The 25733-nt window shown below is 41.8% G+C and carries 15 protein-coding genes; 8 read left to right on the top strand and 7 right to left on the bottom strand.

The window, feature by feature from the left end:
• The first annotated feature begins 40 nt into the window (after window positions 1-40).
• Together R9C00_13940 and R9C00_13935 are read left to right on the top strand one after the other, a co-directional pair.
• Entirely contained in the window at window positions 41-772 is a 732-nt protein-coding gene (locus tag R9C00_13940; protein WPO38557.1) for a polyprenol monophosphomannose synthase, read from the top strand.
• Between the two features lie 8 nt (window positions 773-780).
• Window positions 781-1719 (top strand): CPBP family intramembrane glutamic endopeptidase, encoded by a 939-nt coding sequence (locus R9C00_13935; GenBank protein WPO38556.1) that lies wholly within the window; start codon window positions 781-783, stop codon window positions 1717-1719.
• A gap of 489 nt (window positions 1720-2208) precedes the next feature.
• Here R9C00_13935 and R9C00_13930 read toward each other — a convergent pair whose 3' ends face one another.
• A complete protein-coding gene (locus R9C00_13930; GenBank protein ID WPO38555.1) occupies window positions 2209-4209 on the bottom strand; it encodes a dehydrogenase E1 component subunit alpha/beta in 2001 nt (666 codons plus the stop codon).
• Window positions 4210-4389: 180 nt separating this feature from the next.
• Entirely contained in the window at window positions 4390-5583 is a 1194-nt protein-coding gene (locus R9C00_13925) for an XdhC/CoxI family protein (protein WPO38554.1), read from the bottom strand.
• A 228-nt stretch (window positions 5584-5811) separates the two neighbouring features.
• On the opposite strand from R9C00_13925, the gene R9C00_13920 reads away from it, so the two are divergent.
• The 4 genes from R9C00_13920 (at window position 5812) to R9C00_13905 (ending at window position 15683) form a co-directional block, all read left to right on the top strand.
• Window positions 5812-7299 (top strand): sulfatase, encoded by a 1488-nt coding sequence (locus R9C00_13920; GenBank protein WPO38553.1) that lies wholly within the window; start codon window positions 5812-5814, stop codon window positions 7297-7299.
• 101 nt (window positions 7300-7400) lie between these two features.
• Entirely contained in the window at window positions 7401-9839 is a 2439-nt protein-coding gene (locus R9C00_13915; GenBank protein ID WPO38552.1) for a glycoside hydrolase family 88 protein, read from the top strand.
• Between the two features lie 1008 nt (window positions 9840-10847).
• Window positions 10848-14135, top strand: a complete 3288-nt coding sequence (locus R9C00_13910; protein WPO38551.1) for a SusC/RagA family TonB-linked outer membrane protein — start codon at window positions 10848-10850, stop codon at window positions 14133-14135.
• Window positions 14136-14213: 78 nt separating this feature from the next.
• Window positions 14214-15683 (top strand): SusD/RagB family nutrient-binding outer membrane lipoprotein, encoded by a 1470-nt coding sequence (locus R9C00_13905; protein ID WPO38550.1) that lies wholly within the window; start codon window positions 14214-14216, stop codon window positions 15681-15683.
• 92 nt (window positions 15684-15775) lie between these two features.
• Here the strand turns inward: R9C00_13905 and R9C00_13900 are convergent, their stop codons facing one another.
• From R9C00_13900 to R9C00_13885, 4 genes are all read right to left on the bottom strand, one after another.
• Complete coding sequence (locus R9C00_13900) at window positions 15776-16432, bottom strand: IS630 family transposase (GenBank protein ID WPO38549.1); 657 nt, start codon at window positions 16430-16432, stop codon at window positions 15776-15778.
• Window positions 16377-16655, bottom strand: a complete 279-nt coding sequence (locus tag R9C00_13895) for a helix-turn-helix domain-containing protein (protein ID WPO38548.1) — start codon at window positions 16653-16655, stop codon at window positions 16377-16379. The genes R9C00_13900 and R9C00_13895 overlap by 56 nt, the downstream gene beginning before the upstream one ends.
• A gap of 104 nt (window positions 16656-16759) precedes the next feature.
• Entirely contained in the window at window positions 16760-17458 is a 699-nt protein-coding gene (gene elbB / locus R9C00_13890) for an isoprenoid biosynthesis glyoxalase ElbB (protein ID WPO38547.1), read from the bottom strand.
• Between the two features lie 52 nt (window positions 17459-17510).
• Window positions 17511-19592, bottom strand: coding sequence for an OmpA family protein (locus tag R9C00_13885; GenBank protein ID WPO38546.1), 2082 nt, complete (start codon window positions 19590-19592; stop codon window positions 17511-17513).
• 500 nt (window positions 19593-20092) lie between these two features.
• Here R9C00_13885 and lon point away from each other — a divergent pair, with 500 nt between their 5' ends.
• Both lon and R9C00_13875 read left to right on the top strand, forming a co-directional pair.
• Window positions 20093-22555, top strand: coding sequence for an endopeptidase La (gene lon / locus R9C00_13880; GenBank protein ID WPO38545.1), 2463 nt, complete (start codon window positions 20093-20095; stop codon window positions 22553-22555).
• A gap of 239 nt (window positions 22556-22794) precedes the next feature.
• On the top strand, window positions 22795-24981 hold the full coding sequence (locus R9C00_13875) for a glycoside hydrolase family 3 C-terminal domain-containing protein (protein WPO38544.1): 2187 nt from the start codon (window positions 22795-22797) through the stop codon (window positions 24979-24981).
• Window positions 24982-25059: 78 nt separating this feature from the next.
• Here the strand turns inward: R9C00_13875 and R9C00_13870 are convergent, their stop codons facing one another.
• The gene (locus R9C00_13870; GenBank protein ID WPO38543.1) at window positions 25060-25593 is read right to left on the bottom strand and encodes a hypothetical protein; all 534 of its coding nucleotides are present in this window, start codon (window positions 25591-25593) and stop codon (window positions 25060-25062) included.
• Between the last annotated feature and the right edge of the window lie 140 nt (window positions 25594-25733).

Below are 25733 nucleotides of genomic sequence, written 5' to 3'. Positions count from 1 at the left end.
TATAGACTGCTCGCAAGAGCTCAAACAGACTAATACGTAAGTGGACAAGAAAATTATTGTTATACCGACCTACAATGAGATAGAAAATATTGAAGCTATAATGAAGACGGTGTTGGCATTGCCAATAGAAGCAGATATTCTCATAGTAGATGACAATTCGCCAGACGGAACTGGAGATGTGGTGAAAAAACTTCAAAAAGAGTTTGAAGGACGGGTTCATTTGTTGGAGAGGAAAGAAAAGTCGGGATTAGGAACGGCTTATATTGCCGGTTTCAAGTATTGCCTCGAAAATGGCTTTGACTATATTTTCGAAATGGATGCGGATTTTTCCCACAATCCAAACGATTTGGTAAAGCTCCATGCGGCATGTGCCGAAGAAGGTTTCGATATGGCGATCGGGTCTCGATACGCTACAGGTGTCAATGTGGTCAACTGGTCCATGAAGCGAGTGTTGATGTCTTATTTTGCTAGTGTGTATGTGAGGTTTATCACGGGAATGCCAGTTGCCGATGCTACGGCAGGTTTCAAATGCTATACCCGAAAAGTGTTGGAAACGATCAATTTGGATAAGGTCAAGTTTGTAGGGTATGCTTTCCAGATCGAAATGAAATTTAAGACTTGGAAATATGATTTTAAGATAAAAGAAGTGCCTATCATCTTTACCGATAGGACTAAAGGGACATCTAAAATGTCTTCAAAAATATTCAAAGAAGCCTTTTTAGGAGTGATCCAGTTAAAAGTGATGAGTTTGTTTTCCTCCTACCATAGATAGATACTCACGTGAAAAAGATTATTTCGAGTCTAAAAAAACATCATTCAGAATTTTACGAGCCACGCTTCCTTCTAGCTTGGCTCGTTTTGTTGGGAGGGCTGATTTTTTGGAAATATTCAACAGGTACCAATGTTCGCTTTTGGGGGCTTGAGTATAGGTATTTGTGGGGATTTTTGCTTTATGCTGTACCTTTTTACACAGCAGCGGGCTTGTATTACCTGTTCAAAAAGCCTCAGGAAAATTTCTTTAAGAAAAAAGGGTTTTGGATTGATTCTTTGCTAATCCTTACGGTGCTTTTTGTGTTGAGGTATTGCCTTAGCCTTTACCGACCAGAACTTATTCGCACATTTGCCCCAACTATTCCTGCTTTTTTTGGGAAACTCATTTTCTCATCCAATAGTGTTTTTCTATATTTTTTACTCCCCATTTCCTATTGGCTGGTCATAGACAAAAAAAAATATCCTGACAACTTCTATGGATTAACTAGGAAAGGGTTTGATGCTAAGCCCTATATTTTCCTCTTGCTTATTTCTCTTCCTTTCTTGGCAGGAGCTTCTTTTTCAGCAGGTTTTCAAAAAGTTTATCCATTCTACAAGCCTGCGGATGTGCCTATTCTTGCTTCGCAGACAAACTACTGGAGCTCAGTTTTAATATTTGAACTATTCTATATCTGCCAATTCGTGTGTCTGGAGCTATTCTTTAGGGGCTTCATTGTCATGAGGTTGCAAAAATATATGGGCGGGGCTTCAGTTTGGCTCATGGTGACGTTGTATTGCATCCTGCATTTTGGAAAACCAATGCCCGAAACGCTTGCCTCCATAGTAGGCGGCTATGTGTTAGGGGTAATCGCTTATTATTCCCGAAGCGTGTTTGGAGGGATCATTGTACATGTAGGAGTGGCTGTTTGCATGGATATCTTTGCTCATTTGCAGCTACTCTCAAAATAGAGCGCCACTTTGGAGGATGTTTTTGTTGAAAAAGCTAGAATTCCTTACTTGGGTGAGAGAATTGCTTAAAACGGTGTAAAATTAGGACTGTGATAGTTTGGAGAGCGTTTTAACTCGCCTAAAACTGAATTATTTTGATAATTGTCTTTTTTGAATTTCCCGATAGGCTATGATTTGAAGTTGTTTTTCTGCCATTTTCCCATTTTTGTGTATGTAAAGCTATAAATTTTACATGTTAAATGCACATGGGGTAAGGACTGGGCAAAGGACGTAAACTAGGAATTTTATAGTTTCCCCCTTACATTTGAGTTAAGTAATAAACACAAATGATAGAAAAGAACTTCAATTCTCAATCATAATAAAAACATTCGCCTAACTACTATCTGTTAACAGGCACAAAGTATAAAGTTTTATAGTTTCAGTTAAATTTATCTTCTATTCGGACTGCTTCCATTAATAAATGGAAGTAGTTTTTATTTTAGGGCTATCCTAATAATTCAATAAAGCTCTTACCTTCTCTCGAATCCGCTGCTTAGGCAGAAACTCATCCTCTAGTTTGGTTGAAAAAGGAATGGGAGTATCCAAGCTGCCTTCCCTCATTATGGGAGCGTCTAGATATTCAAAACAGTTTTCTCCTATCCATGCTGCTATTTCCCCAGAAATACTTCCCGTAAGGCAGTCTTCATTGCACACCAATACCTTGTTTGTTTTCATTACCGAAGCTTTTACCGTCTCTTTGTCCCAAGGTAATAATGTTTGCAAGTCTATGACCTCGATTAACCCATCTCCAACTTCTTCGGCTAATTCCAATGCCCAATGAACAGCAAGACCATAGGTGATGATGCTCAATGTAGTTCCCTTCATCGCTATTTTTGCTTTTCCTATTTCAGAAGTGTAAAATCCATCGGGAACTTCCTCTTCTATGGAGCGGTAAAGCGTTTTGTGTTCGAAAAACAAAACAGGATTGGGGTCGGAAAAAGAAGCGCATAGCAAGCCTTTGGCCGCTGATGGAGTAGAAGGATAAACCACTTTAAGACCTGGGGTATGGAAAAACCAAGCTTCGTTGGATTGGGAATGGAAAGGACCAGCCCCCATGCTAGCTCCCGTTGGCATCCTGACAACTACATCGGCGGCTTGCCCCCAGCGGTAATGGATTTTTGCCAAATTATTGATAATTTGATTGAATCCGCAAGTGGCAAAGTCGGCAAACTGCATTTCCATCATCGCTTTTTTACCCTTTATAGCAAGCCCCAAGGCTGCTCCAACTACAGCCGATTCGCAAAGCGGTGTATTTCGCACGCGAGTACTTCCGTATTTTTCCATCAAGCTTTCCGTTGCTTTGAACACGCCTCCGTAATCTGCAATATCTTGCCCCATCAGCACAAGCTCGGGGAATTGCTCCATAGAATGATCTAACCCATCTCTTATAGCATCTATTAGCCGGAGTGTTTTGGTGGAAGAAAGTTCGGGTTGGATTTCTTTGTAGGAAGAAGGGGCGTATACCTCTCCAAGTTCTTCTTCGGGACAGCTTTCAGCTTTGGATTCTTTAAAAACTACTTCCAAAGCCTTATTGATTTCCAATTTAAATTTCTCTTTTGATGAGTCAATTAATTCTTTTGAGATGATTTTTTCAGTCAGTAGGAATTGCTCAAAATTGATAATTGGGTCCTTTGTAGCCCACTCTTCCAAAAGCAGTTTGGGGACGTATTTGTTCCCTGAAGCTTCCTCGTGCCCCCTCATCCGAAATGTCATTGCCTCCACAAAAATAGGCTTCGAATTGCCTACAACGAACTCCCTTGCCTTCTTTATACCATCGTACATTTCTAAAATATTGTTCCCTTCCAATTTAACCGATTCCATTCCGTAGCCTTTTGCTTTGTCGGACAAATATTCGCAGCGAAACTGCTGGGAAGAAGGGGTAGAAAGGCCGTAACCATTGTTTTCCACTACAAAGATGATAGGTAAATCCCACACGGCGGCAAGGTTCATGGCTTCGTGAAATTCCCCTTCCGAAGTTGCCCCATCGCCTGAAAATGCGAGGGTGACGGCTTGGTTTCCATCCAGTTTTTCCGCCAAGGCTATACCGCATGCTACGGAAAGCTGTGCGCCCAGGTGGGAAATCATACCAACGATGTGGTGTGGCAAACTGCCGAAATGGAAGGATCGGTCACGCCCTTTGGTGAAACCCGATTTCTTTCCTTGGAACTGAGCAAACAGCTTTTCCAAAGGGGTGTTACGAGTGGTGAAAACGCCAAGGTTTCGGTGCAAGGGGAGGATGAAATCAGTTTTTTCCATTGCCATTGCAGCTCCAACGGCAACGGCTTCTTGCCCTATCCCCGAAAACCATTTGCTGATTTTCCCCTGCCTGAGCAAAATCAACATTTTCTCTTCAATGGTTCTTGGTTTGAGCAGGGCTAGGTACAGTTTTTTCAACTCGTCATCTGAATACCCTTCTCGATTAAAGGCAATAGCAGTGCTTGGTGAGACCATGGAAATTCGGTTTATGTTGCGGTTGTTTCTTTGAGTTTACAGGAAAAACCACTCAAAATCAAGTTGTGCTGATTTTTTAAATTGCTGGAGAGAGGTGAGGGGTAACGTTGTTGATCAAGTATAGGTTTTAAGCTTTACTAGTATCCGCTCCAAAGATTAAGTATTGCGAAAACAAACCTCCTATCCCTTCTTAGGCAAACTACAAGAAGTCGGTTTCAACTTACCCGAAAGTTTTGGGTCTAGCCCTCGTTCGGTTCTTTCGTGGATGTAGCCATCTTTTTCCTTCAGTTGGCTTCCTTTTCTGTTGCTAAAATGTGCTTGGATTTCGGCTAGGGTAGAAAGGGCGATTTCCTCAGGCGTTTCTGCGCCAATGTCTAGCCCCATGGGGTTATGGATTCTCTTTATATCGAATTCACTGAGCGTGATGCCTTCTGCGGAGAGGTCTTCTTTCATTTTTTCTCCCCGCTTTTTCGGTCCTAAAATTCCAATGTAATTCGCTTCCGATTTGAGGACTTGCTTCAGTACTGCCAAGTCCTTGTAGTAGTCGTGGCTCATGAGGATGATGGCGGTGTATTGGTTGATGGAGATTTTGTCCAAGAACTGATCAAATTCGGCGGCCACAATTTCTTTGGCAGCAGGAAAGCGCTTGGGGGCGAGGTGAGCAATGCAGTTGTCGGTGACGGTTACATCCCAGCCGAGGGAAGCGCCTTGCTGGCACATAGGAACAGCGTCGTAGCCTCCTCCAAAAATCACCAGTCTGATCCCCGGCAAAATTGCCTCAAAAAAGACCTCTGTTTTCCCTTGGATAATCTCATAAATTTTGGAAACTGATTTTCCATCTTCTACCACTTTATGAATATCGGAGGTGAGCAGGTTGTACAAGTTTTTCCCTTTTATAGTAGAGATTTCCTTACCTGTGTAGTCAATCATCAACCGTTCTCCAGGAAAAACGTCTTCTTCATCCGATTTGTAAACAGTACCAATTACCGAGAGCCTATCGTCACTTATTGCTTTTTCTAAGATATGAATTGGGTTTTCGGTGTTGTTTGGGTTCAGCGGCTCAATGAGGACATCTATGATGCCATTGCAGCCTAGGGCGATGCCCATTTCGGTGCTGCCATCGCTCATAGTATCGTACGTGACCAGAGCGGGCTTGCCCTCGTTCATCACCTTTCTGGCTTTCCTTAGCGCATCACCTTCGAGGCAGCCACCGCTGATAGCTCCCGTCCAATGCCCATCGTCTGTCACCAGCATCCTGGCGCCTGGCCTACGGTAAGAGGATCCATATAATTTCACTACGGTAGCAAGAGCTGCTTTTCTATTGGAAAAATCTATTTGTTTGTAGGCTTCTATTAGTCTTTTGAGTTCGTACATCTGTGCAATTGGTTGTGGTTTTTTATAAAGCTAATGAACTATAGGTAATTGAGGAAAAAGATGAGTGCTTTTTTCCTTGCTTCGTGTAGCTTTTCATGCGTAGTATCGACTAAGGTCGTGCAATTTTATTGCTAACTAGGACTTTCCCTTCCCATTCCTCCAAAAAGTCCTCTTTATGTTTTAAATTTCGCAAAAACTCACCAATACCTGAACTTAAAACTATCAATAATGAAGTACCCAGTATTTTTTTATGGGGGGCTTTTTTGCTTTTTCCTCCTGTTTTCTTCTTGTTCTTCAAAAGAAGACGTTGCCGATACCCAAAAGCCAAATGTACTCTTCATCTGCGTGGACGATCTTCGCCCTGAGTTGGGTTGCTATGGCAAAGATTACATTCATTCTCCTAACCTTGATAACTTTGCCCAAAAGGGAATTCTTTTCAAAAAACATTTTGTCTCCGTGCCCACTTGCGGAGCTTCTCGCCACAGTTTGCTTACTGGAAGGCTGCCACAATCGCTGGATGATATTAAAAACAGTGCTTCGGTAAAAGCCTTGACAGGAAAGCCTGAAGGGGAATTGCCTGAGACATTTATTCATCAGTTAAGAAGAAACGGCTATTATACAGTGGGGATCGGTAAAATCACCCATCATCCTGACGGGCGGGTGTATGGCTATACCGAGCCAGTGAGCGATAAATGGGAGCTTCCGCATAGCTGGGATGAAATGTTGCTGGATTCGAAGAAATGGGGCTCGGGGCACAATTCCTTTTTTGGCTATGCCGATGGATCGAACCGAAATACACTAAAAGGGCAGGTGAAGCCCTACGAAAAAGCCGAGGTGGGGGATGAAGGCTATATAGATGGTATCATTGCCCAGCAAGCCATTGGAAAGTTACAAGAATTGAAGGGAAAAGGGCAGCCTTTTTTCCTTGGTCTAGGCTTTTTCAAACCTCATTTACCATTCACTGCGCCTGCCAAATACTGGGATTTGTACGAGCGAGAAGACATTCCGCTTACGCCTAACAATTATCTCCCTAAAAATGTCCATAGGAGCAGTTTGCAAACCATGGGCGAGTTCAATAATTATAAATTGGGCGAAGAAAAAGCTACATTGGACTCGGCTCTTTCAGATGAGTATTCCAGAAAACTGGGACATGCGTATGCGGCTTGTGTAAGTTACATAGATGCTCAAATAGGAAAGGTTTTGAAGGAACTGGATGACCTAGGTTTGGCAGAAAATACGATAGTGGTAGTTTGGGGCGACCACGGTTGGCACCTCGGCGACCACAGGGTTTGGGGCAAGCATACACTGATGGACAGGGCAGTTCATTCTACGCTGATGATGCATGTTCCGAACAAAGGAGGGAAGCAAATAGAAAAAGTAGTAGGCACTGTCGATATTTACCCAACGCTGATGGAATTGTGCGCAATCCCGATGCCTTATGAAACCAAAGGAAGAAGCTTGCTCCCGCTGATAGAAAACCCTGCTTCCGAAAACTGGGAAGAAGCTGCTTATAGCTATTATAAAGGAGGACTTTCCCTCAGAACGGCTCAATACAGGCTAAATAAATATTACCGTAAAGAAAAACCAGTATTGGAGTTGTTTGACCAATTAAACGACCCAAATGGGACTGAAAACGTGATTGAAATGCATCCTGAAGTAGAAGCTGAATTAATGCCATTGCTAGAAAAAGGGTATACGGGAGTGTATGGAGAGTGAAATAGAGGGCGAATGATTCAAGATACTGAATACAATTTCAAGCGCAAGTGATAAGCTTTCGCTATACTTTTTAATTACAACCAATTCTACAAAATATGTTTATGAAAAAGATTACCATTTTACTAGTGTTTATGATGGTGTGTATCCAGTTTGGCTATGCACAGAAATTTTCAAAGTACAAACTGTCCAAAGAACCCGCTCCTACTTCCGAAGAGTACCAATCCATGACTTTCAATGGTGCATGGTGCTGGTTTTCAGACCCAAGGGCGGTGTATTATGAAGGGAAACATAAGCGCACCTATTCGGGTTGGGTAGACAACTATGGCGACATTGCCATTGGGTATTACGACCACGATACCAAAGAAATCCATTCAACTGTTTTGTTCGATAGCCTTGAAGTAGATGACCATGACAATCCTTCTATTTTGTTTGATGAAGAAGGAAAGCTATTGGTGTTTTTTAATCGGCACATGCAGGGAACGCAGCCACTATATATAGTAAAAGCGACTGAAGCGGAAAGTATTGAAAGTTGGGGTGAAGTGAAAGAGCTTCATTTAAACGATAAAGCGCTGAAAGACCGTGGCTCATTGAACCATACCTACACCAACCCTATAAAGCTATCTGGGGAAAAAGGTAGGATTTACCTCTTTTGGAGAGGGGTAGATGGCAAACCTAGCTATTCTTTTTCTGACGATAATGGCGATACTTGGGCAAAAGGGAAAGTATTCTTTATGCCCGAAGCTATTTACAAATTCCGTAGACCTTACACCAAAATCTATTCGAATGGAAAAGACAGAATCCACATCACCGTTACCGATGGTCACCCTCGAAGGGAAAAGGAAAACAGCATTTATTACATGTACTATCAAGCAGGTGCTTTTTATAAAGCCGATGGTTCTAAAATAAAGGACTTGGATGACGTACCCGTGTTGCCATCGGAGGTTGATATGGTGTATAGTGGAAAAGCGGGTGGAGCAAAAGCTTGGAACTGGGATATTGCCCAAGACGAAAGCGGCAATCCGATTATTGCTTATGCAAAATTCCCTGATGATAAAAACCATATTTATTGCTATGCAAATTGGAGCAAAGGCAAGTGGAACAATTATGACCTGATCAACTCTGGAGGTTGGTTTCCCGAAACCCCCGAAGGCGTAGTAGAGCCTGAACCAAATTACTCTGGTGGGATGAATATTGACCATGAAACACCCAATACAGTGTACCTTTCCGTGAAGCGTGATAGCATCTTTGAGATTGAAAAATGGACGACCAAGAACTTAGGGAAATCGTGGAGCGTGGAGAAAATCACCGAAGGCTCTAGTAAAAACAGCATCCGTCCGTTTGCGGTGCGAGGAGCTGAAGAGGGCAACCCCGTTCAAGTACTTTGGATGCAGAACACGAAGTATGTTCATTTTGCCTATGCAGGTTATGTGAAAAAAGTTGGGAAAGGGTTTAAAGACAGGTATCAAACAGCAATTCAGATGGATGTTTTATCTCCGGCAATTACCAACCCTTTGGCAAAAGAGGACATTGAAAATATCATGCGCCAAACGGCAGATTGGCATTTGTCCAACCCAAGGTATAAATACAAACTCCACGATTGGCATTATGGCGCACTTTGGACTGGCGTACGAGCTTTGTATGAGCTTACTGGTGAAGATCGCTATAAAAACGAAATGTTGAATGTGGGGCAGATCAATAACTGGACACCGATTGCCGACATTTATCATGCCGATAGATTGACCATTATTGATAACTGGGCTTGGCTAAATAGCTTGGAAAAAGATCCAAAAATGATCGATAAGTCTCTCTATACTTTTGATATTCATTTGGCTAGGAGGTATAAGAAAATTACCGATGTTCGCTTTAAAGATAATCCTTACCACCTCGAATGGTGGAGCTGGTGCGATGCGCTGTATATGGGACCGCCGTCGTTTGTGCAAATGTGGGAAGTGACAGGTCAGGAAAAATACTTAGATTATATGGATACCCAGTGGTGGAAGACTTCCGATTACCTGTATTCAAAGGAAGATTCGCTCTATTTCCGTGATGACAGGTACTTTGAAAGAAGATCTGACAACGGCAAAAAAATCATGTGGGGCAGGGGCAACGGTTGGGTTGTGGCCGGGCTTGCAAGGCTTTTGACCCATCTTCCAAAAGACTATGCCAACCGGGCGAAGTTTGAGCAACAATACAAGGAAATGGCGCATAAACTACTTTCCATCCAAGACGAAGACGGGCTGTGGCGAGTAAGTTTGCTCGACCCTGAATACCTCGACCAAGGCGAATCGAGCGGTAGTTCTTTCTTTACCTTCGCTCTAGCTTGGGGCTTGAACAACGGATTGGTAGACAAGAAATACCAGCCTCAGGTGGAAAAAGCTTGGAAAGCCCTTTGCAACAATGTAAGCTCAGAAGGAAGATTAGGCTTTGTACAGCAAGTTGCAGGCGATCCGTATCCGTTCTTCGAAGATGAATCGCATGTGTATGCCACAGGGGCTTTTCTTTTGGCAGGCAAAGAAATGTATCAGTTGGCTGGGGAATAAGTCTTACTAGAATATTCAACTTTGCAATAGGCACGAGTAATCGCTCGTGCCTTTTTTATGTTTGGATATTGTAAAACATAAAATAATACTACACTATCTTATCAAAAGATAAATATAATCCATATACAGATTTTTGTTAAAGCATGAAAAAAGGCCCTCACCTGAGGTGAAGGCCTTTCATAGCTCACATTAATTAATTTTGCTCCTACTATATATCGCACTTATCCTTAGAAATCTATTATGACTGAAACAGTTACAAACAGAATGGCTTAATGCAATATGTAATAATGTAATACAATAATAAGGGCGGGGAAGGAGGAATGATTGTAAAAATCGGACAACATTCACTTTTTTGTATTTTTTTCGGGCTGTTATCCTATCTCTTTTCTGCAAAAAAAACTTTAGCATATGGCTTTTTTATCCACGTAATATTGATGTAAAATGACTAGATAAAAAAATCTCTTAAATGAGATATCTTGTATGTTGCCGAGTATTTTTCTTTTTTATAAACTGTCTGTAAAGCATACATTTCAATGGTCACTCTTGGGTTTGTGAATTATTTGTTGAGCTGAAATGACTTCCACATTAAGCTTAATGCGCTAGTACCTGTTTTAGACTATAAAAATTATGCAAATAACATTTAATGATCTATTTAACTTAACCTTGTTGTTAATTTAAATAGGGGCGGGTGTGTGTTGTTTAGTATTATTATTAAAGATTCTGTAAAGAAGTTTAAACAATAGGGGAAGCTTAAAAAACTACATTTGTGGCGTTAATAAATGTAGTATAAGTACAAAAAACATTGAATAATGTAAAATATATCAATTTTGCTTTATCTTATTTACATAAGTCAAAATTCTAACAAGCAGACTACATAATTAAAAAAAAGGACTGCTGTAACAGTCCCTAATTGAGGCTTTTAAATAAACCCTGCAATGAAGTCGAGTTTGGACGCCTGACATCAAAGTGGGGCTTGTAAATCATTCTTCAAACCCTAATTACTAATCTATGAAAATTCTATTACACAGAACACTTTTCATGAAGTTTTTAATGAGCATGTTGCTTTTTGTTTCTATAAGCAATTTGGCGTTAGCTCAGGAAAGAACCATTACTGGTGAAATAAAAGACAACGCAGGCGAGATGCTTCCTGGTGTGAGTGTGTTGGTGAAAGGTACTACCTTAGGTACGGTTACCGACTTAGATGGCAAGTACAAATTGACCGTGCCCGAAACAGCTCAAACGCTTATTTATTCGTACGTTGGTTTTGCTTCTCAAGAAGTAGAAATCAGTTCTCAAACATCTATCAATGTAATTTTACTTGAAGATGTAGAGCAGCTTGATGAGGTTATTGTAACTGCATTGGGTATCGAAAGAGAGAAAAAAGCTTTGGGTTATGCGGTGCAAGAGGTTCAAGGAGAAGATCTTACCGAAGCACGTGAATCTAATTTGGTAAACTCGCTAGCAGGTAGAGTTGCTGGTGTGCATATCACAAATGGTAGCAATGGAGTAGGCGCTACTTCTAGGATCACTATTCGTGGAGAGTCATCATTGGCAGGTGATAACCAGCCTTTGTTTGTAGTAGATGGTATTCCTATCAACAACTCTACAGATGCGCGAACTACTTCTAAAAATATTGCTAGTAACATGGCGATTGATTACGGTAACGGAGCTGCCGCTATCAATCCAGACGATATAGAAACTATATCGGTTTTGAAAGGTGCGAATGCAACTGCGCTTTATGGTTCAAGAGCTGCTAACGGTGTGGTTTTGGTTACAACAAAATCGGGTAAAGGAAAGAAAGGCATTGGTGTGAGCATCAACTCAAATGTAACTTTTGAAGAGGTGTTGAAATCACCAAACTACCAACGGGTGTATGGCCAAGGTAAAGCCGAAGAATTTGAGTTTGTAAATGGATATGGCTCAGGTACTTTTGATGGTGTGGATGAAAGCTGGGGGCCAAGAATGGACGGAAGACTCATTAAGCAGTTTGATTCTCCTACTGCAAATGGCCTAAGAGGTGGCGATATCCATGGTTTGGATAGAGTATTGGGACCAAGTGGTATCGATTTGGATAGAAGAGGTGAAATCACCCCAACTCCATGGGTTGATCATGGTGATCCAGTGGAGCAATTCTTTGAGACAGGAACTACTTATAGCAACAATATTTCTTTGTATGGAAGTAATGACCAAGGTGATTTTAGGCTTTCTTACACTAACTTCGACAACAAAGGCATGTTGCCAAATACCGATTTGAGCAGAAATACTTTCAACCTAAGTGCTTCTTATAAACTGACTGATAAGTTCAGGGTAAATACAAAAGCTTCTTATATCAATTCTCATAGCGATAACCGTCATGTAAACGGATATGGAACCGAGAGTGTGATGTACCTTTTTACTTGGTTGGGTCAGCAAGTGAATTTCAAAAGCTTGGAAAACTATTGGCAAGAAGGCTTAGAAGGTTTCCAGCAGTATAACTATAACTACAACTACCATGACAATCCTTATTTCACTATGTATGAAAATACTAATGGAATGGATCAGAACAGGTTGATTGGTAACATATCTTTGTCTTATGACATCACTGACGACCTTAGCTTAATGGTGAGAGGTGGTACAGATTTCTACGGCGAAATCCGTCCAATAAAAAGAGCGTATAGCACACAGCGTTTCCCAAGGGGGCAGTACCGTGAAGATAAAATCAACTTCAAGGAAACTAACGTAGACTTCTTGTTGAGCTACAAAAAACAGATTAACGACGATTGGTTTGCCTCTGTTTCTTTTGGAGGAAACCAAATGCACCAAGAAAGACAATTTCATGCTGTGAGTAACAACCAGTTGGTGATCCCTGGTGTTTACACATTCACCAACACCGACATTCCTTTGGCTACTTCTATTGACAGACCAGAGAAACAAATCAATAGCCTTTACGGATTTGGCCAGGTTGCTTACAAAAACATGCTATTCTTGGACTTGACTGCAAGAAATGACTGGTCTAGTACCTTGCCTTCAGACAACAATTCTTATTTCTACCCATCTGTAACTTTGAGCGGTGTAGTAAGTGAGATGGTTCAGCTTCCTTCAGCTATTTCTTTCTTCAAGTTGAGAGCTGGATGGGCACAAGTAGGTAATGATACGGATCCTTATAGATTGACTACTCCATATAACTTTGACCAAAATACTTGGGGATCTAATTTGATCGTGAGCGAGTCGGGTACACTTTCTAACTCCGATTTGAAACCTGAGATTTTGACTTCTTACGAAGTGGGAACGGACTTGCGTTTCTTGCAAAATAGAGTTGGGATTGACTTTACCTACTACTACTCTTCTTCTAAAAACCAGATTATCGGTGTAGGTGTTCCGATCACAACGGGTTACACTTCTCAGATTATCAATGCAGGTGAAATAGTGAACAAAGGCGTAGAGGTAATGTTGAACGCTACACCAATCAGAACGGCTAGCGGATTTGAGTGGAATGCGTTTGTGAACTTCACTCGTAACCGCAACGAAGTGGTAGAGCTAGCTGATGGAATTGACAAGTACAGCCTTGGAGGAAACAGGGTTGATGTTATCGCTGAAGTAGGACAGTCAATGGGTGCTATGTATGGAACTGGTTTCTTGGAGCACGAAGGAGAAGTTATTTTCAGGGAAGGCCTTCCTGTTGCCTCAAACGAACTTCGTTATTTGGGCAATTACAATCCTGATTTCATGGTTGGTTTGACGAATGAGTTCCGTTACAAAAACTTGTCTTTCAGCTTCTTGTTTGACTGGAGAGAAGGCGGAGAGCTTTACTCAGAAACACGTTTGATTGCAGCTACTGCGGGTAACGTTGATGAAACATTATTTGGGCGTGATACTGAATTTGGTGGGGTGTCTTGGGTAGATGCAAATGGAAATACCAGAACTGATGGAATTATAGGCGAAGGTGTAAAAGAGGTATTCAACAGCGAAGGTGAAGTAACTGGCTATGTGAAGAATGACGTGGCGACAGCTGCTTCATCTTATCATAACAAACGCTACAAAAGAGAAAATGAGACTGAAGGTATGTACGATGCTTCTTTCATAAAACTGAGAGAAATGAAATTGACTTACCAATTGCCTTCATCTTTGTTTGTGAACAACTTCTTGCAATCGGTAAGTGTGTCGGCTGTTGGTCGTAACCTAGCTATCTGGAACAGTTTCCCTCATGGAGACTCAGAAGTATTGGGCTATGTAAATGGGCAGTTCTTGCCAGGTATAGAAGCTCACCCAATCCCAAGTGCAAGAAGCTGGGGCTTCAATGTGAACCTTAAGTTTTAATCCAATTCTTCAAACAATTGGGCTCCAAGGTTTCTGATGTGTAGCATTGGAGCTCAATCAATCTAAATTGATAAAAAGATGAAAAAATATATCGTATTTATTTCTCTGTTCACCCTGATGTTATTCAGCACTTCGTGTGATGAGTTTAAAGCAGGAATTGACAACATAGATCCAGATGTGGCTACTGCCGATGCCGTTGCCAATAGCCCTGAGCTGATCTTGACAGGTGTGCTCCGCGACCCTGTTACCGAAATGGTAAGCTCTGCTTGGAGTGAGGGAAACCTGATGGCACAATACGGCGCTCGTATCGTATTTACTTCTTTTGACCAGTTTGAGTGGGGAAGCCAATCAGGTGCATGGACTAACTTGTACACTTCTATCCGAAATGCCAAGAATTTGGAAGCTGTTGCGGTCGAAAGTGGAAATACTAGCTACGAAGCTGTTTCTCTAATTATGCAAGCGTGGATGTTCCAGATACTCACTGATATGTGGGGCGATGTGCCTATGACCGAGGCAATCAAAGGAAAAGAGAAAAACTTTGCTCCAGTATATGACACACAAGAGGTTATTTATGATGACATATTAGCTATGTTGCTTAAGGCTAATGACTTGTTGGCTGACCCGAGTGCACCTGGTATAAGAGGGGATATTTTATTGGACGGTGATTTGGACAAGTGGAGAAAATTTGCGAACTCGTTAAGACTAAGAGTTGCTTTAAGGCTTTCAGAAGCAAAACCGGCAACTGCTGAATCGGTGATCAAGCAAATAATGGGTGACCTTACAAAATACCCTGTGTTGGAAAGTAACGATGACAACATCACTTTGACTTTCTTGACAAACAAGCCAAATGCAGTTCCTTTTTCTGAGACAGATGGTTACCGTTCTGGTTCTTTTAACGAATATAGGATGGCCGAGAATATCCAAAGTGCATTGCAAGACAGGAATGATACTAGGATTCAAGCTTGGTTCAACCCTACTTCTAACTCAGTGGAGGAAGGAACTCCAAAGTGGGATGGAATGGCAAATGGTTTGGTTGATGGCGATGCTTATGTGTACAAAGGTGGTGATGCTTACCTTTCAAAATTTGCCGACAAGTTCTTCTTTGAGCCGAATACTATCCAAGGGATGTTGATCAAGTACGATGAGGTTCAATTTATCTTGGCTGAAGCAGCACAAAGAGGCTGGATTGCGGGCGATGCCAAAACGTTTTATGAAGAAGGTATAAAAGCCTCTTTCGATTATTGGAAAACTGAAATGCCGGCAGGTTACCTTGAGCAAGCAAATGTTGCTTATGATGGCGAGTTAGAGACTATCATGATTCAAAAATGGATTTCATTGATAAATACAGATTACCAAGGTTTTATCGAGTTCAAAAGAACAGGGTTTCCAAGTAGCATAAAGCCAGGTAGGGATGCCTTCTTGCCTAACTATCCGAGCCGTTTCCAGTACCCAACTGAGGAACAGTCGCTAAATACCGAAAACTACAATGCTGTATTGAGCAGACAAGGCGCAGATGTAGTTGAGACAAAAGTTTGGTGGGAAAAATAATATAATACCGCTTTTTTTGAGAGTTGTTTTTTTAATTAATGGCGTGGCACTTCTCGAAGTGCCACGTTTTTTATAAGAGTATGTTTAAGTACCTACCCAAAAGAAATCGAATATTGTTTTCCATAATTTTGTAGGATGTACAAGGTGGCCTCTATGAGAGATTGCATGGATGCATAGTGCCTTGGCCTGATCCAATAATGCTTGAGCATCTTCCACAAGATCTCTATCAGGTTGAGTTCGGGACAGTATGCAGGGATAAACTGTAGGTACAGGCCTTTTTTCTTCCATTTTCCCATAGCTTCCCCTACCTCTTTGGATCTATGTATCGCTGCGTTGTCCAAGACCAGTACGGTCTTCTTCGTGATCGTCTCGGAGAAACTGTCCAGTACCTGTATGACACATGCCGAGTTTGCCGCGCCATGGTAATAGCTCCCCGTGAAGGTGTTGGCCAACGGGTCGAGTATGCCCAAGACGGAGACCCCGTTGCCCCGCCGGGCGGGCAGCTTGTTTGCCGTGCCAACGGGCTGCCACGCATACGGAACGTTCGGGCACAGGCTTATCCCCGTCTCGTCAAAATAACACAGGTCGATCTCCGCTTGACGGTCTTCCCACAGGCGTCCTTGCCGAACTTGGTGGAGACCTCTTGGGCAAAAAAACGGAGACAGGTGACAGGCCCTTCCCGGGCAAGGGATGCTATTTTTTTTGCTCTTCCACCGTATAGATACTCGGCCGCCCACTCTTGGGGGCATCCATCAATCCTGCCGCCTTTGAGGATTCCCATCTGTCAAACCACTCCGAGATGGTGGCCCTGCGCACCTCGAATATGTCCCTGAGCATATCTATCGTATGTCCTTTGTTGCTCAGGAGCAGCGCATGGGCACGGTCGCGCTCGCGTTCAGAACCACCCTGCTTTTTCAAGGTTTTTAGTTCCATCTCTTCTGACGCACTTAGTGTGATATAGCGTTTTTCCATCAAGCTAATTTAAGGCTTTTTTATTATACGGTTTCTTTTGTCCACTTACTTAAAATTTATGTTTTCATGCGAAACTGTTCAGTTCACGGTTCTCACGAAGGAAGTTAACTTTGGGCATGAAGGTTTGCCATTTCTACTAGTTTCGTCATTGCTTTTTCTATTCCTATAAAAACTTCACTTACGGAAGCTTCCATCATGTAGCAAGGAGTAGTAACCAAATTGTTGGTGTCGTCTACAATTACATGGGTTGTATCGCAATAAACAGCTTTTGCCCCCAAAGAGTCCATTCCTTCGCTAATAGCTTCAATGTCATAAGGTGAGGGAGCTTCGGTTGTCCCTACAGTGAGATTTGCTTCAACACCCGTTCCTTCAAGTGCTTTCGCAAGAGTAGTTGGGGACATGCAAAGAGCAGCAATTGGCTTGTGTTTTTTTATCAACTCGACAATTAGTGCTTTAACCTCAGGGTTTATATCTCCTTTTGGTCCGGAAAATGCCCATTTTGTATGGTTCTTAGCTGCTCCAAAACCACCAGGGATGGCTAGTGCATCAAAGTCATCGGCACTTACCTCAGATAGCGGCTTTATATTTCCCCTCGCAATTCTGGAGGACTCTATCAATACATTTCTTTTCTCAGGCATTTCCTCACCGGTCATGTGGTTTATCACATGGTGCTGCTCAATATCTGGAGCTATACACTGCACTTCCGCATCTAATTTATCAAGGGCCAAAAGTGTTAGGACTGCTTCATGGATTTCTGTTCCATCGTATACACCACTTCCAGATAAAAGGACTCCAACTTTCATGTTTTATTAGTTATTTGGTTAAAAATTATGCTATGAATTAGGTTGATTGTATCTATTTAGCATCAGGGTTGAAAAGCTCAAATTCCACTCTGCGGTTCATACTCTTGTCGGCCTCGGTTAGTTCTTCTTCTATAATAGGCATGCTGCTTCCCTTGCCCTCCGCAATAATCCGGTTGTCCGACATCCTTCCATAATCTATAATGTATTTTTTAATAACGTCTGCTCGCTCTTGGGATAACCTCATGTTTATTTCCTCGTCTCCGTCCGAATCGGTGTGTCCAGTCACTTTTAAGCTATAATCTGGATGTGCCACCAAAAAGTCGATTACTAAGTGAAGGTTATTTTCCATTTCTGGCTTCAAGCGACTGCTATTTCTCTCAAAATCGATTGACTCAAAAGTGAAAACCTTTTGGATTCTCTGAGCTACCACTTCCATTTCCAAATCTCCTTCCATATCGAACATTTCTTCAATCCGGAAGAAGTTATCTCCTTCTATTATCAACAAATATTTTCGTTTATCTATTAGCTCAAACTCAAACGTGCCGTCTTCCCGCAGGATTTTCGGTGAGACTTCAACCCCTTCGTCCAGGTCAATAACGGAAACAACACCCTTGAACACCTCGCCAGTGGCGGGCTCTATCAGCCTTCCCGAAAACCTTACCGTATTGTTGGGTTTGGCTTCCATGGGCAGGGGAAAGGACATCAAGTCCAAGTTTCTGCCATTGTCAAAAGCGGACTTTGCATAAAAAAGGTATTTCGAATCGGTGTCTATGGTAAAATATAGCTCACTGCCAGCGCCATTCACAAGGGGACCAACATTTTTCGGCTCTGTCCAGCCTCCATCTACTGAGTAGCTTTTAAAAATATCAAAATCTCCGAAGTTGAGAATTTGCCCATTTGAACTAAAATAAAGAACATTAAACTCAGGGTGGGGGAACGGGCTTACTTCGCTGTCACGAGTATTTATCACAGGTCCCATGTTCATGGCCTTTCCCCATTGGCCCGTTTTGCTGTTTTTTACCGAATAATACAAATCCGAGCCTCCAAATCCGCCTCTTCGGTTGGAAGCGAAAAACAAGGTGTCTTCGGAAATAGAAAATGCGGGGTGGGAATCCCAAGCGTAACTATTTATTCCCTCGCCAAGGTTTTGCGGAGGCGACCATTCCCCCTTTTCGTTTTTGTGGGAAATATACAAATCGCAGTCGCCATAGCCTTCTGGGCTAAGGCAGCGAGCAAATACAAAGGTCTTTCCATCGGTAGACATGCAGGGCGACCCTTCTTTGTACTGGGAATTCATTTCTGTAAAAGGCTTTGCAGGTGACCATTCATCGGCATCGTCTTTTTCAGAAATGTAAATATTTTCCATCTCATGGATTCCCATCAGATCGGCAAAATACTTTGATGTATCTTGGTTTCTACTGGAAGTAAAGACTACTATGTTGTCATTTTCCCCGGCGAGGGTGATTCCATAATCATCGTAAAGTGAATTTACGCCTTCACCCATATCTAGCAAAATGGAAACGGGCGGTTGGAGCGTGTCTATGAGACGTCGCTTTTCTACCAACTTATAATAGTCTTCTATGTCGGCATAAAGAGGTCTTTCAAACTTCGTGATAGTATCATAATGGGTAAGGGCTTCTTGCAAGTCGCCTCGGTAATGCTTAATGATGAGCCGGTAGAGGTCTTTGGTGAGTTCTGTCTCCCCCTTGTATTCGGCAACTCTGGCCAATTCCCAAATAAGGTTCATGTCCTTTATGAAATTGTTGATGCCGAATTTGCTCACATACATATAAAGCGATACCATGAACTCGTCCCATTGCTTATTTTTTTTGAAGCGTTTTATCTGGGCAAGCTTGGTTGCGTCATAGTAATCTGGAATCACGTTTATATTCTCAAATCTGACTTTTGGAAGTTTTACTACTTTACTAGAATCGGAAGGGAAAAAATCGCTTACCAATAAGCCTTTTTCTTTTTTCTTGCCCTCTTTCTTTTTTCCTTGCGAGTTAGCGGAAAAGCTAAGAGACAGCAATAACATGATTGCGACTAGAAGTTGCAAGTTGGGTATTGGGCTGGAAAGTGTGATGTTTGTCTTGTTCATGGTGAAAAACGATAGGTCAATTGCCTGATGCTTCATCGTTTTTAGTGGCGCCGGTGTTTTACAGTTTCCGGTTTCAAAAAAACATTTAAAAATATACCCTCAAAATTTCTGCGAGAGTGATGTTAATTGTCTCAACCTTAAAACACGTTGTGTTTTACTTGAAAACCCTATAGTAGGTTAAGATTGTTGTTGCCGATCTTTCACAATAATATGATCGTACGTAGTTTTTAAGATTACCAGCCTAACTGTTCGATATTCAAATTAACAATAATCATTCATTTTTTGCAGAATAGATTTCAAATATATCTCGGCAAAAAGACAAAACCTTCTTGATATCTGCTTTTTTATTGGAGAATTACTTTTTCCGAAGATTTTTATGGCAAAAAATCCATTGAACAAATTTTGTTCGTGTACAAATAGTTTTAACTATGAATTTGGTTTTGTAATTTTAGAAAAATAGTTTTGCAGGCTTGCGTGAAAAGATCGGTTAAACTAATTAGCTGAGACTAAAAATCTACGAGGGTTTATAATTAGATATGAGTAATAAGAAAGATTTTTTGTTTAGTGAAATATCGGAGTTGGAATCTGACCAGCTTATCCCTGTATTGCCAGAGGATGAGGATGATCAGGAGTTTGAAAATGGAGCGAAGTTGGAATTACCCATATTGCCTATCCGCAATACCGTTCTTTTTCCTGGAGTTGTTATCCCTATAACAGTAGGCAGACAGAAGTCTGTAAAACTCGTGAAGAAGGCTTACAAAGGGGATAAAACAATAGGGGTGGTAGCCCAGAAAAACACGAATGCAGACGATCCAGACCAAGACGACCTTTATCAAGTAGGTACAGTAGCGCGAATCATCAAATTATTGGTATTGCCTGATGGGAACACGACCATTATTATTCAAGGAAAGCGCAAGTTCAAAATAGAGCGAATTGTTCAGAAAGATCCTTACTTCACTGCTGAAGTAGAGGTGAAGCACGATGAGTTTCCTGATATAGAAAAGAAAGAAACTGTTGCGCTCGTACAAACGCTTAAAGATGCGGCAGCTAAAATCCTAAAGCTCAATCCTGAAATACCACAAGAGGCTCAAGTAGCCCTTGAAAACATAGAAAGCCCTAGTTTTCTTACCCATTTCCTTTCTTCCAATATAAATGCTGAAGTAACAGAAAAGCAGAAGTTGCTGGAAATGGAAGATGGCAAAAAAAGAGGCACGCGCCTTTTGGAGTTTATGCTCAAAGAAATCCAGATGTTGGAATTGAAGCACGAAATCCAAAGTAAAGTGCATTCGGATATAGACCAGCAGCAACGTGATTATTTCTTGCGCCAGCAAATGAAAGTGCTACAAGATGAGCTGGGCATGGAAGGCTCGGAGCAGGAAATAGAAATATTAAAAGTGAAGGCAAAAAAGAAGGTTTGGCCTGAAACGGTTCGCCGTCACTTTGACAAAGAAATAGCTAAGGTAATGCGGATGAACCCTGCTTCTGCGGAGTATCCCATTTCATTGAGTTATTGTGAGTTTATGGTCGATTTGCCTTGGGGAAACCAAACCGAAGATAAGTTTGACCTGCAAAAGGCACAAAAGATATTAGATAAAGATCATTATGGCCTGGATAAGGTTAAAGATAGAATTATAGAATATTTGGCGGTGCTTAAGCTGACCAAAAACATGAAAGGCCCTATTCTTTGTCTTTACGGTCCTCCGGGCGTTGGGAAAACCTCTTTAGGCAAATCAATAGCCAAGGCCTTGAACAGGAAATACATTCGTATGTCCCTAGGCGGGCTGAGGGACGAAGCAGAAATCCGTGGACACAGGAAAACCTATGTAGGCGCTATGCCGGGCAGAATTTTGCAAAACATCAAAAAAGTAGGCTTTGACAATCCTGTTTTTATCTTAGACGAGATAGAAAAAATTGGAGCAGATTTCAGAGGTGATCCTGCTTCGGCACTGCTTGAAGTACTTGATCCTGAGCAAAACAATACGTTTGTAGATAACTACTTGGAAGTGGAATATGACCTATCCAAAATGTTATTCATCGCTACGGCAAACTCTTTAGACTCTATCCACCCAGCATTACTAGACAGGATGGAAATCATAGAAGTGAATGGCTATACGCAAGAGGAAAAAATGGAGATTGCCAAAAAGCATCTCATTCCTAAGCAAAGAAAAGATCATGGCTTAACCGCCAAGCATTTCACCCTTACCAAACCAGGCTTAAAGAGACTGATAGAAGCGTATACGAGGGAGTCTGGTGTGCGTAACTTGGAAAGGCAAATTGGTTCTGTAGTGCGGAACATTGCCAAGTCCGTGGCCATGGAAGTGGAATACAAGAAAAATATTGGTGCTACTGAAATTGAAGAGATATTGGGCGCGGCCATGTACGATCATGAAGTTTATACCGACAGAGATATTGCCGGTGTGGTTACAGGCTTAGCCTGGACACAGAGTGGCGGTGAGATTTTATACATAGAATCGAGCTTGAGCCAAGGAAAAGGAAGAATTACCCTTTCAGGTCAATTAGGGGATGTGATGAAAGAATCGGCTACGGCGGCGCTTTCTTACCTCAAAGCTCATGCAGAAGAATTAGGGGTTGATGCTCGATTATTCGAGCATTATGATCTTCACCTGCACGTACCGGCTGGTGCTGTTCCTAAAGACGGTCCTTCGGCAGGTATCACCATGCTGGTTTCAATTGCCTCGGTATATACCCAGCGCAAGGTTGTTCCAAATTTGGCGATGACAGGGGAAATCACCCTTACAGGTAGAGTTCTTCCAGTTGGTGGAATTAAGGAAAAACTACTTGCGGCGAGAAGGGCAGGAGTGAAGCAGTTGATTTTCTGTAAAAAGAACAGGAAGGATGTAGAAGAAATCAATGAGGTGTACAGACAAAACCTTGAAATTAACTATGTGGAAAATGCCAAAGCTGTTTTAGAACTAGCTCTTATGCAAGAAAAGGTTTCTAATCCTGTAAGTTTCAGTATTTCAGAGGAAAAGAAATAAGGATGTCTAACTGATATAAATTACCAAAGCCACACTGAAAAGCGTGGCTTTTTTGTTTCCTAAGAGCTATTGTGTCATCATTTTTTTAGTTTGTAATCAGGGTAAACATTTCTTAAGCATTTTGTTTTTTTATTGTTTTCAAAAAAAAGAAGAATAAATACGGTAAAAAAGTGGAATGCTACACTCATATATTTAAAGCAGATTTTTTTAATTTTTCAAACTGAACTGTGTTCTACAACATGAAGAAAATTACTTTAGTTACAATGGCTTCTCTATTATTGGGAAGCCTTTCTTTATTTGCCCAACAGGTTAATGATCCAACAATAGAGAAAAAGATAGATTCGATCATCGAGCAATTGACACTTGAAGAAAAAGTGAAAATGTGCCATGCCCAGTCTAAATTTAGTACGGCTGGCGTTGCGCGTTTGGGAATTCCCGAGGTGTGGATGTCCGATGGTCCCCATGGTGTAAGAGCCGAGATCAACTGGGATGATTGGGGCTATGCCAATTGGACAAATGATTCGTGTACTGCATTTCCAGCACTTACCTGCTTGGCATCTTCTTTTAACCCAGAATTGTCCCACAGGTACGGAGTGGCAATTGGTGAAGAGGCTCGCTATCGGGGGAAAGATATTTTGCTTGGACCTGGTGTAAATATTTACCGTACTCCGCTGAATGGTCGCAACTTTGAGTACATGGGCGAAGATCCATTTTTGGCTTCAACCTTAGTAGTGCCTTATATTAAAGGTGTTCAGGAAAATGGCGTAGCGGCTTGCGTGAAACATTATGTACTGAACAATCAGGAGATTTGGAGAGGGACAATCAACGTGGAATTAAGCGATAGGGCTCTACATGAAATTTACCTTCCTGCTTTCAAAGCAGCAGTACAAGAAGGAAATGTTTGGTCTATCATGGGGGCGTACAATAAGTACCTTGGCCAATGGTGTAGCCACAACGAGGTGCTTGTCAATGATATATTGAAGGGCGACTGGGGTTTCGACGGTGTGGTAGTTACCGACTGGGGAGCAGCTCACGACACCAAGCAAGCAGCTTTGTATGGCTTGGATATGGAAATGGGGACAGGGACTGATGGGCTTACTTCTTCTACTGAAAATGCATATGACAGTTATTATTTGGCTTTTCCTTTCTTGAAAATGTTGAAAAACGGAGAGATAGCAGAGTCTGTGGTGGACGATAAGGTGAAAAGGATTCTTCGCCTGATGTTCCGAACCAATATGGCGACAAATCGCCCGCTTGGGAGCAAAGGAAGCGACGAGCATTTTGCCGTGGCAAGGGAAATTGCTCAAGAAGGGATTGTCTTACTCAAAAACAAGAAAGGTTTTTTTCCTATTGATCCAAAAACTACCCAGACGATTGCTGTTATAGGTGAGAATGCCACAAGGATGATGACCATTGGTGGTGGTTCTTCTGAACTAAAGACAATCCATGAAATATCTCCTTTAGAAGGAATCAAAGAACGATTTGCCAACGCCAAAGTTCTTCATGCAATGGGCTATTCTTCAGGACCTTCGGCTTATGGAAGGGTAATTCCCTCTTCGCTAGACCAAGATTCTTTGAAAGCTGCTGCTATCGAAGTTGCCAAGCAAGCCGATCTTGTTTTGTATGTAGGAGGCTTGAATAAAAACCATGAGCAAGATTGCGAAGCAGGTGATCGTACAAGCTTGAACTTGCCATTTGGGCAAGATGAGTTGCTGAGGGAAATTGCAGCTGTGAATAAGAATGTAGCTGTTGTTTTAGTGAGTGGCAATGCCGTTGCCATGCCTTGGCTAGATGATGTGAAAGCTGTGGTGCAAGCTTGGTACTTAGGAAGCGAAGCCGGATATGCGATTGCTGATGTATTAAGTGGAGATGTAAACCCTTCGGGAAAATTGCCTTTTACCTTCCCTGTGAAACTGGACGACGTAGGAGCGCACCAATTTGGTGAAATCGGCTATCCTGGAGATGGTGTGAACGAAGAATACAAAGAGGATATCTTGGTAGGATACCGCTGGCATGATACGAAAAAGCTCAAGCCACTTTTTGAATTTGGCTTCGGTTTGTCTTACACTTCCTTCAAAGTTGGAGAGGCAAACGCCGATAAGGAAAACTATAAAAGCGGAGATGTGGTGAAGGTGACTGTGGAAATTAGTAATACAGGCGAATTAGAGGGCTCAGAGGTTATTCAGGTGTATGCACACGACAATGAAGCTTCCGTGATGCGTCCCGAGAAAGAGCTGAAGGCGTTCCAAAAGGTTGCGCTCAAAGCAGGTGAAACAAAAATGGTTGAGTTAAGCCTTCCTATTAGTAGCTTGGCTTTTTACGATGAGTCGGCGAAGGCTTGGAAGCTTGAAGCAGGAGCTTTCAAGCTATTAGTGGGCACTTCTTCAAGAGACATTGCTGAGGAGGTGAAGATTGTGGTGGAGTAGTTGAATAGCTTTCCCTTAAAAGTAAAAGGGCACATCTTGGTTTCAAGATGTGCCCTTTTGTATGTGCCTGTAAATTTTTTACTGCCCCAAGATCTTTGCATCTACAAAGAATTCTGAATGGATGTCGATGTGGTGGTCAGAAGTGATGAGTTCATCCGTCACATTCTTTAATTTGAGTGTGAAGTTATCTTTTATCACATACTCTTTTAGGTTCACTCCTGAGGTTTCCAGTTCAAGGAAATTCCCAACCCCATTGCCAATATTTGTCTTTGAGGCAATTTCTACATCATCCAATCCATCAGCAGAAATGTAGATAGAAGTAGATTCTAAGAAATCAAAGTTTCCATCTGTAGGAGAGGTAATTGTTAGCGTCAATTTGGTTAATACGATTTCCTCTATCAAGTCTTTTTTTGTGTTGTTCACAGCGAATTCCGATTCAGAATTAGATTCTATTTCTGGAGTGATTACCGTAAAAGGCAAATCGAGAACTGTAGAAGAGGATATGACAACAGAAGCATCGTAATCCAAGTTGAATTGTGTGAGTTCATCAATTTGGCTACAGCTAAAAAGTAAAAATGAAAGAGCAAGTGCAGTTAATGTCTTTTTGATCATGTTTCGCTAGATTAAATTTGAAAATGGTTTAATAGCAATCTCTTTGCCGCAATTTTTCTGGCAACAGGAAATTTTTAAAAGGAAAAAGGATGCAGCTTTTGCTACACCCTTTTCCATAACGACCAATTTCTTTTTATAGA

Source organism: Flammeovirgaceae bacterium SG7u.111 (assembly GCA_034044135.1).
GTDB lineage: Bacteria > Bacteroidota > Bacteroidia > Cytophagales > Flammeovirgaceae.
The sequence above is the reverse complement of the archived record's forward strand: the minus strand, read 5'-3'. Positions and strand labels throughout refer to the sequence as shown.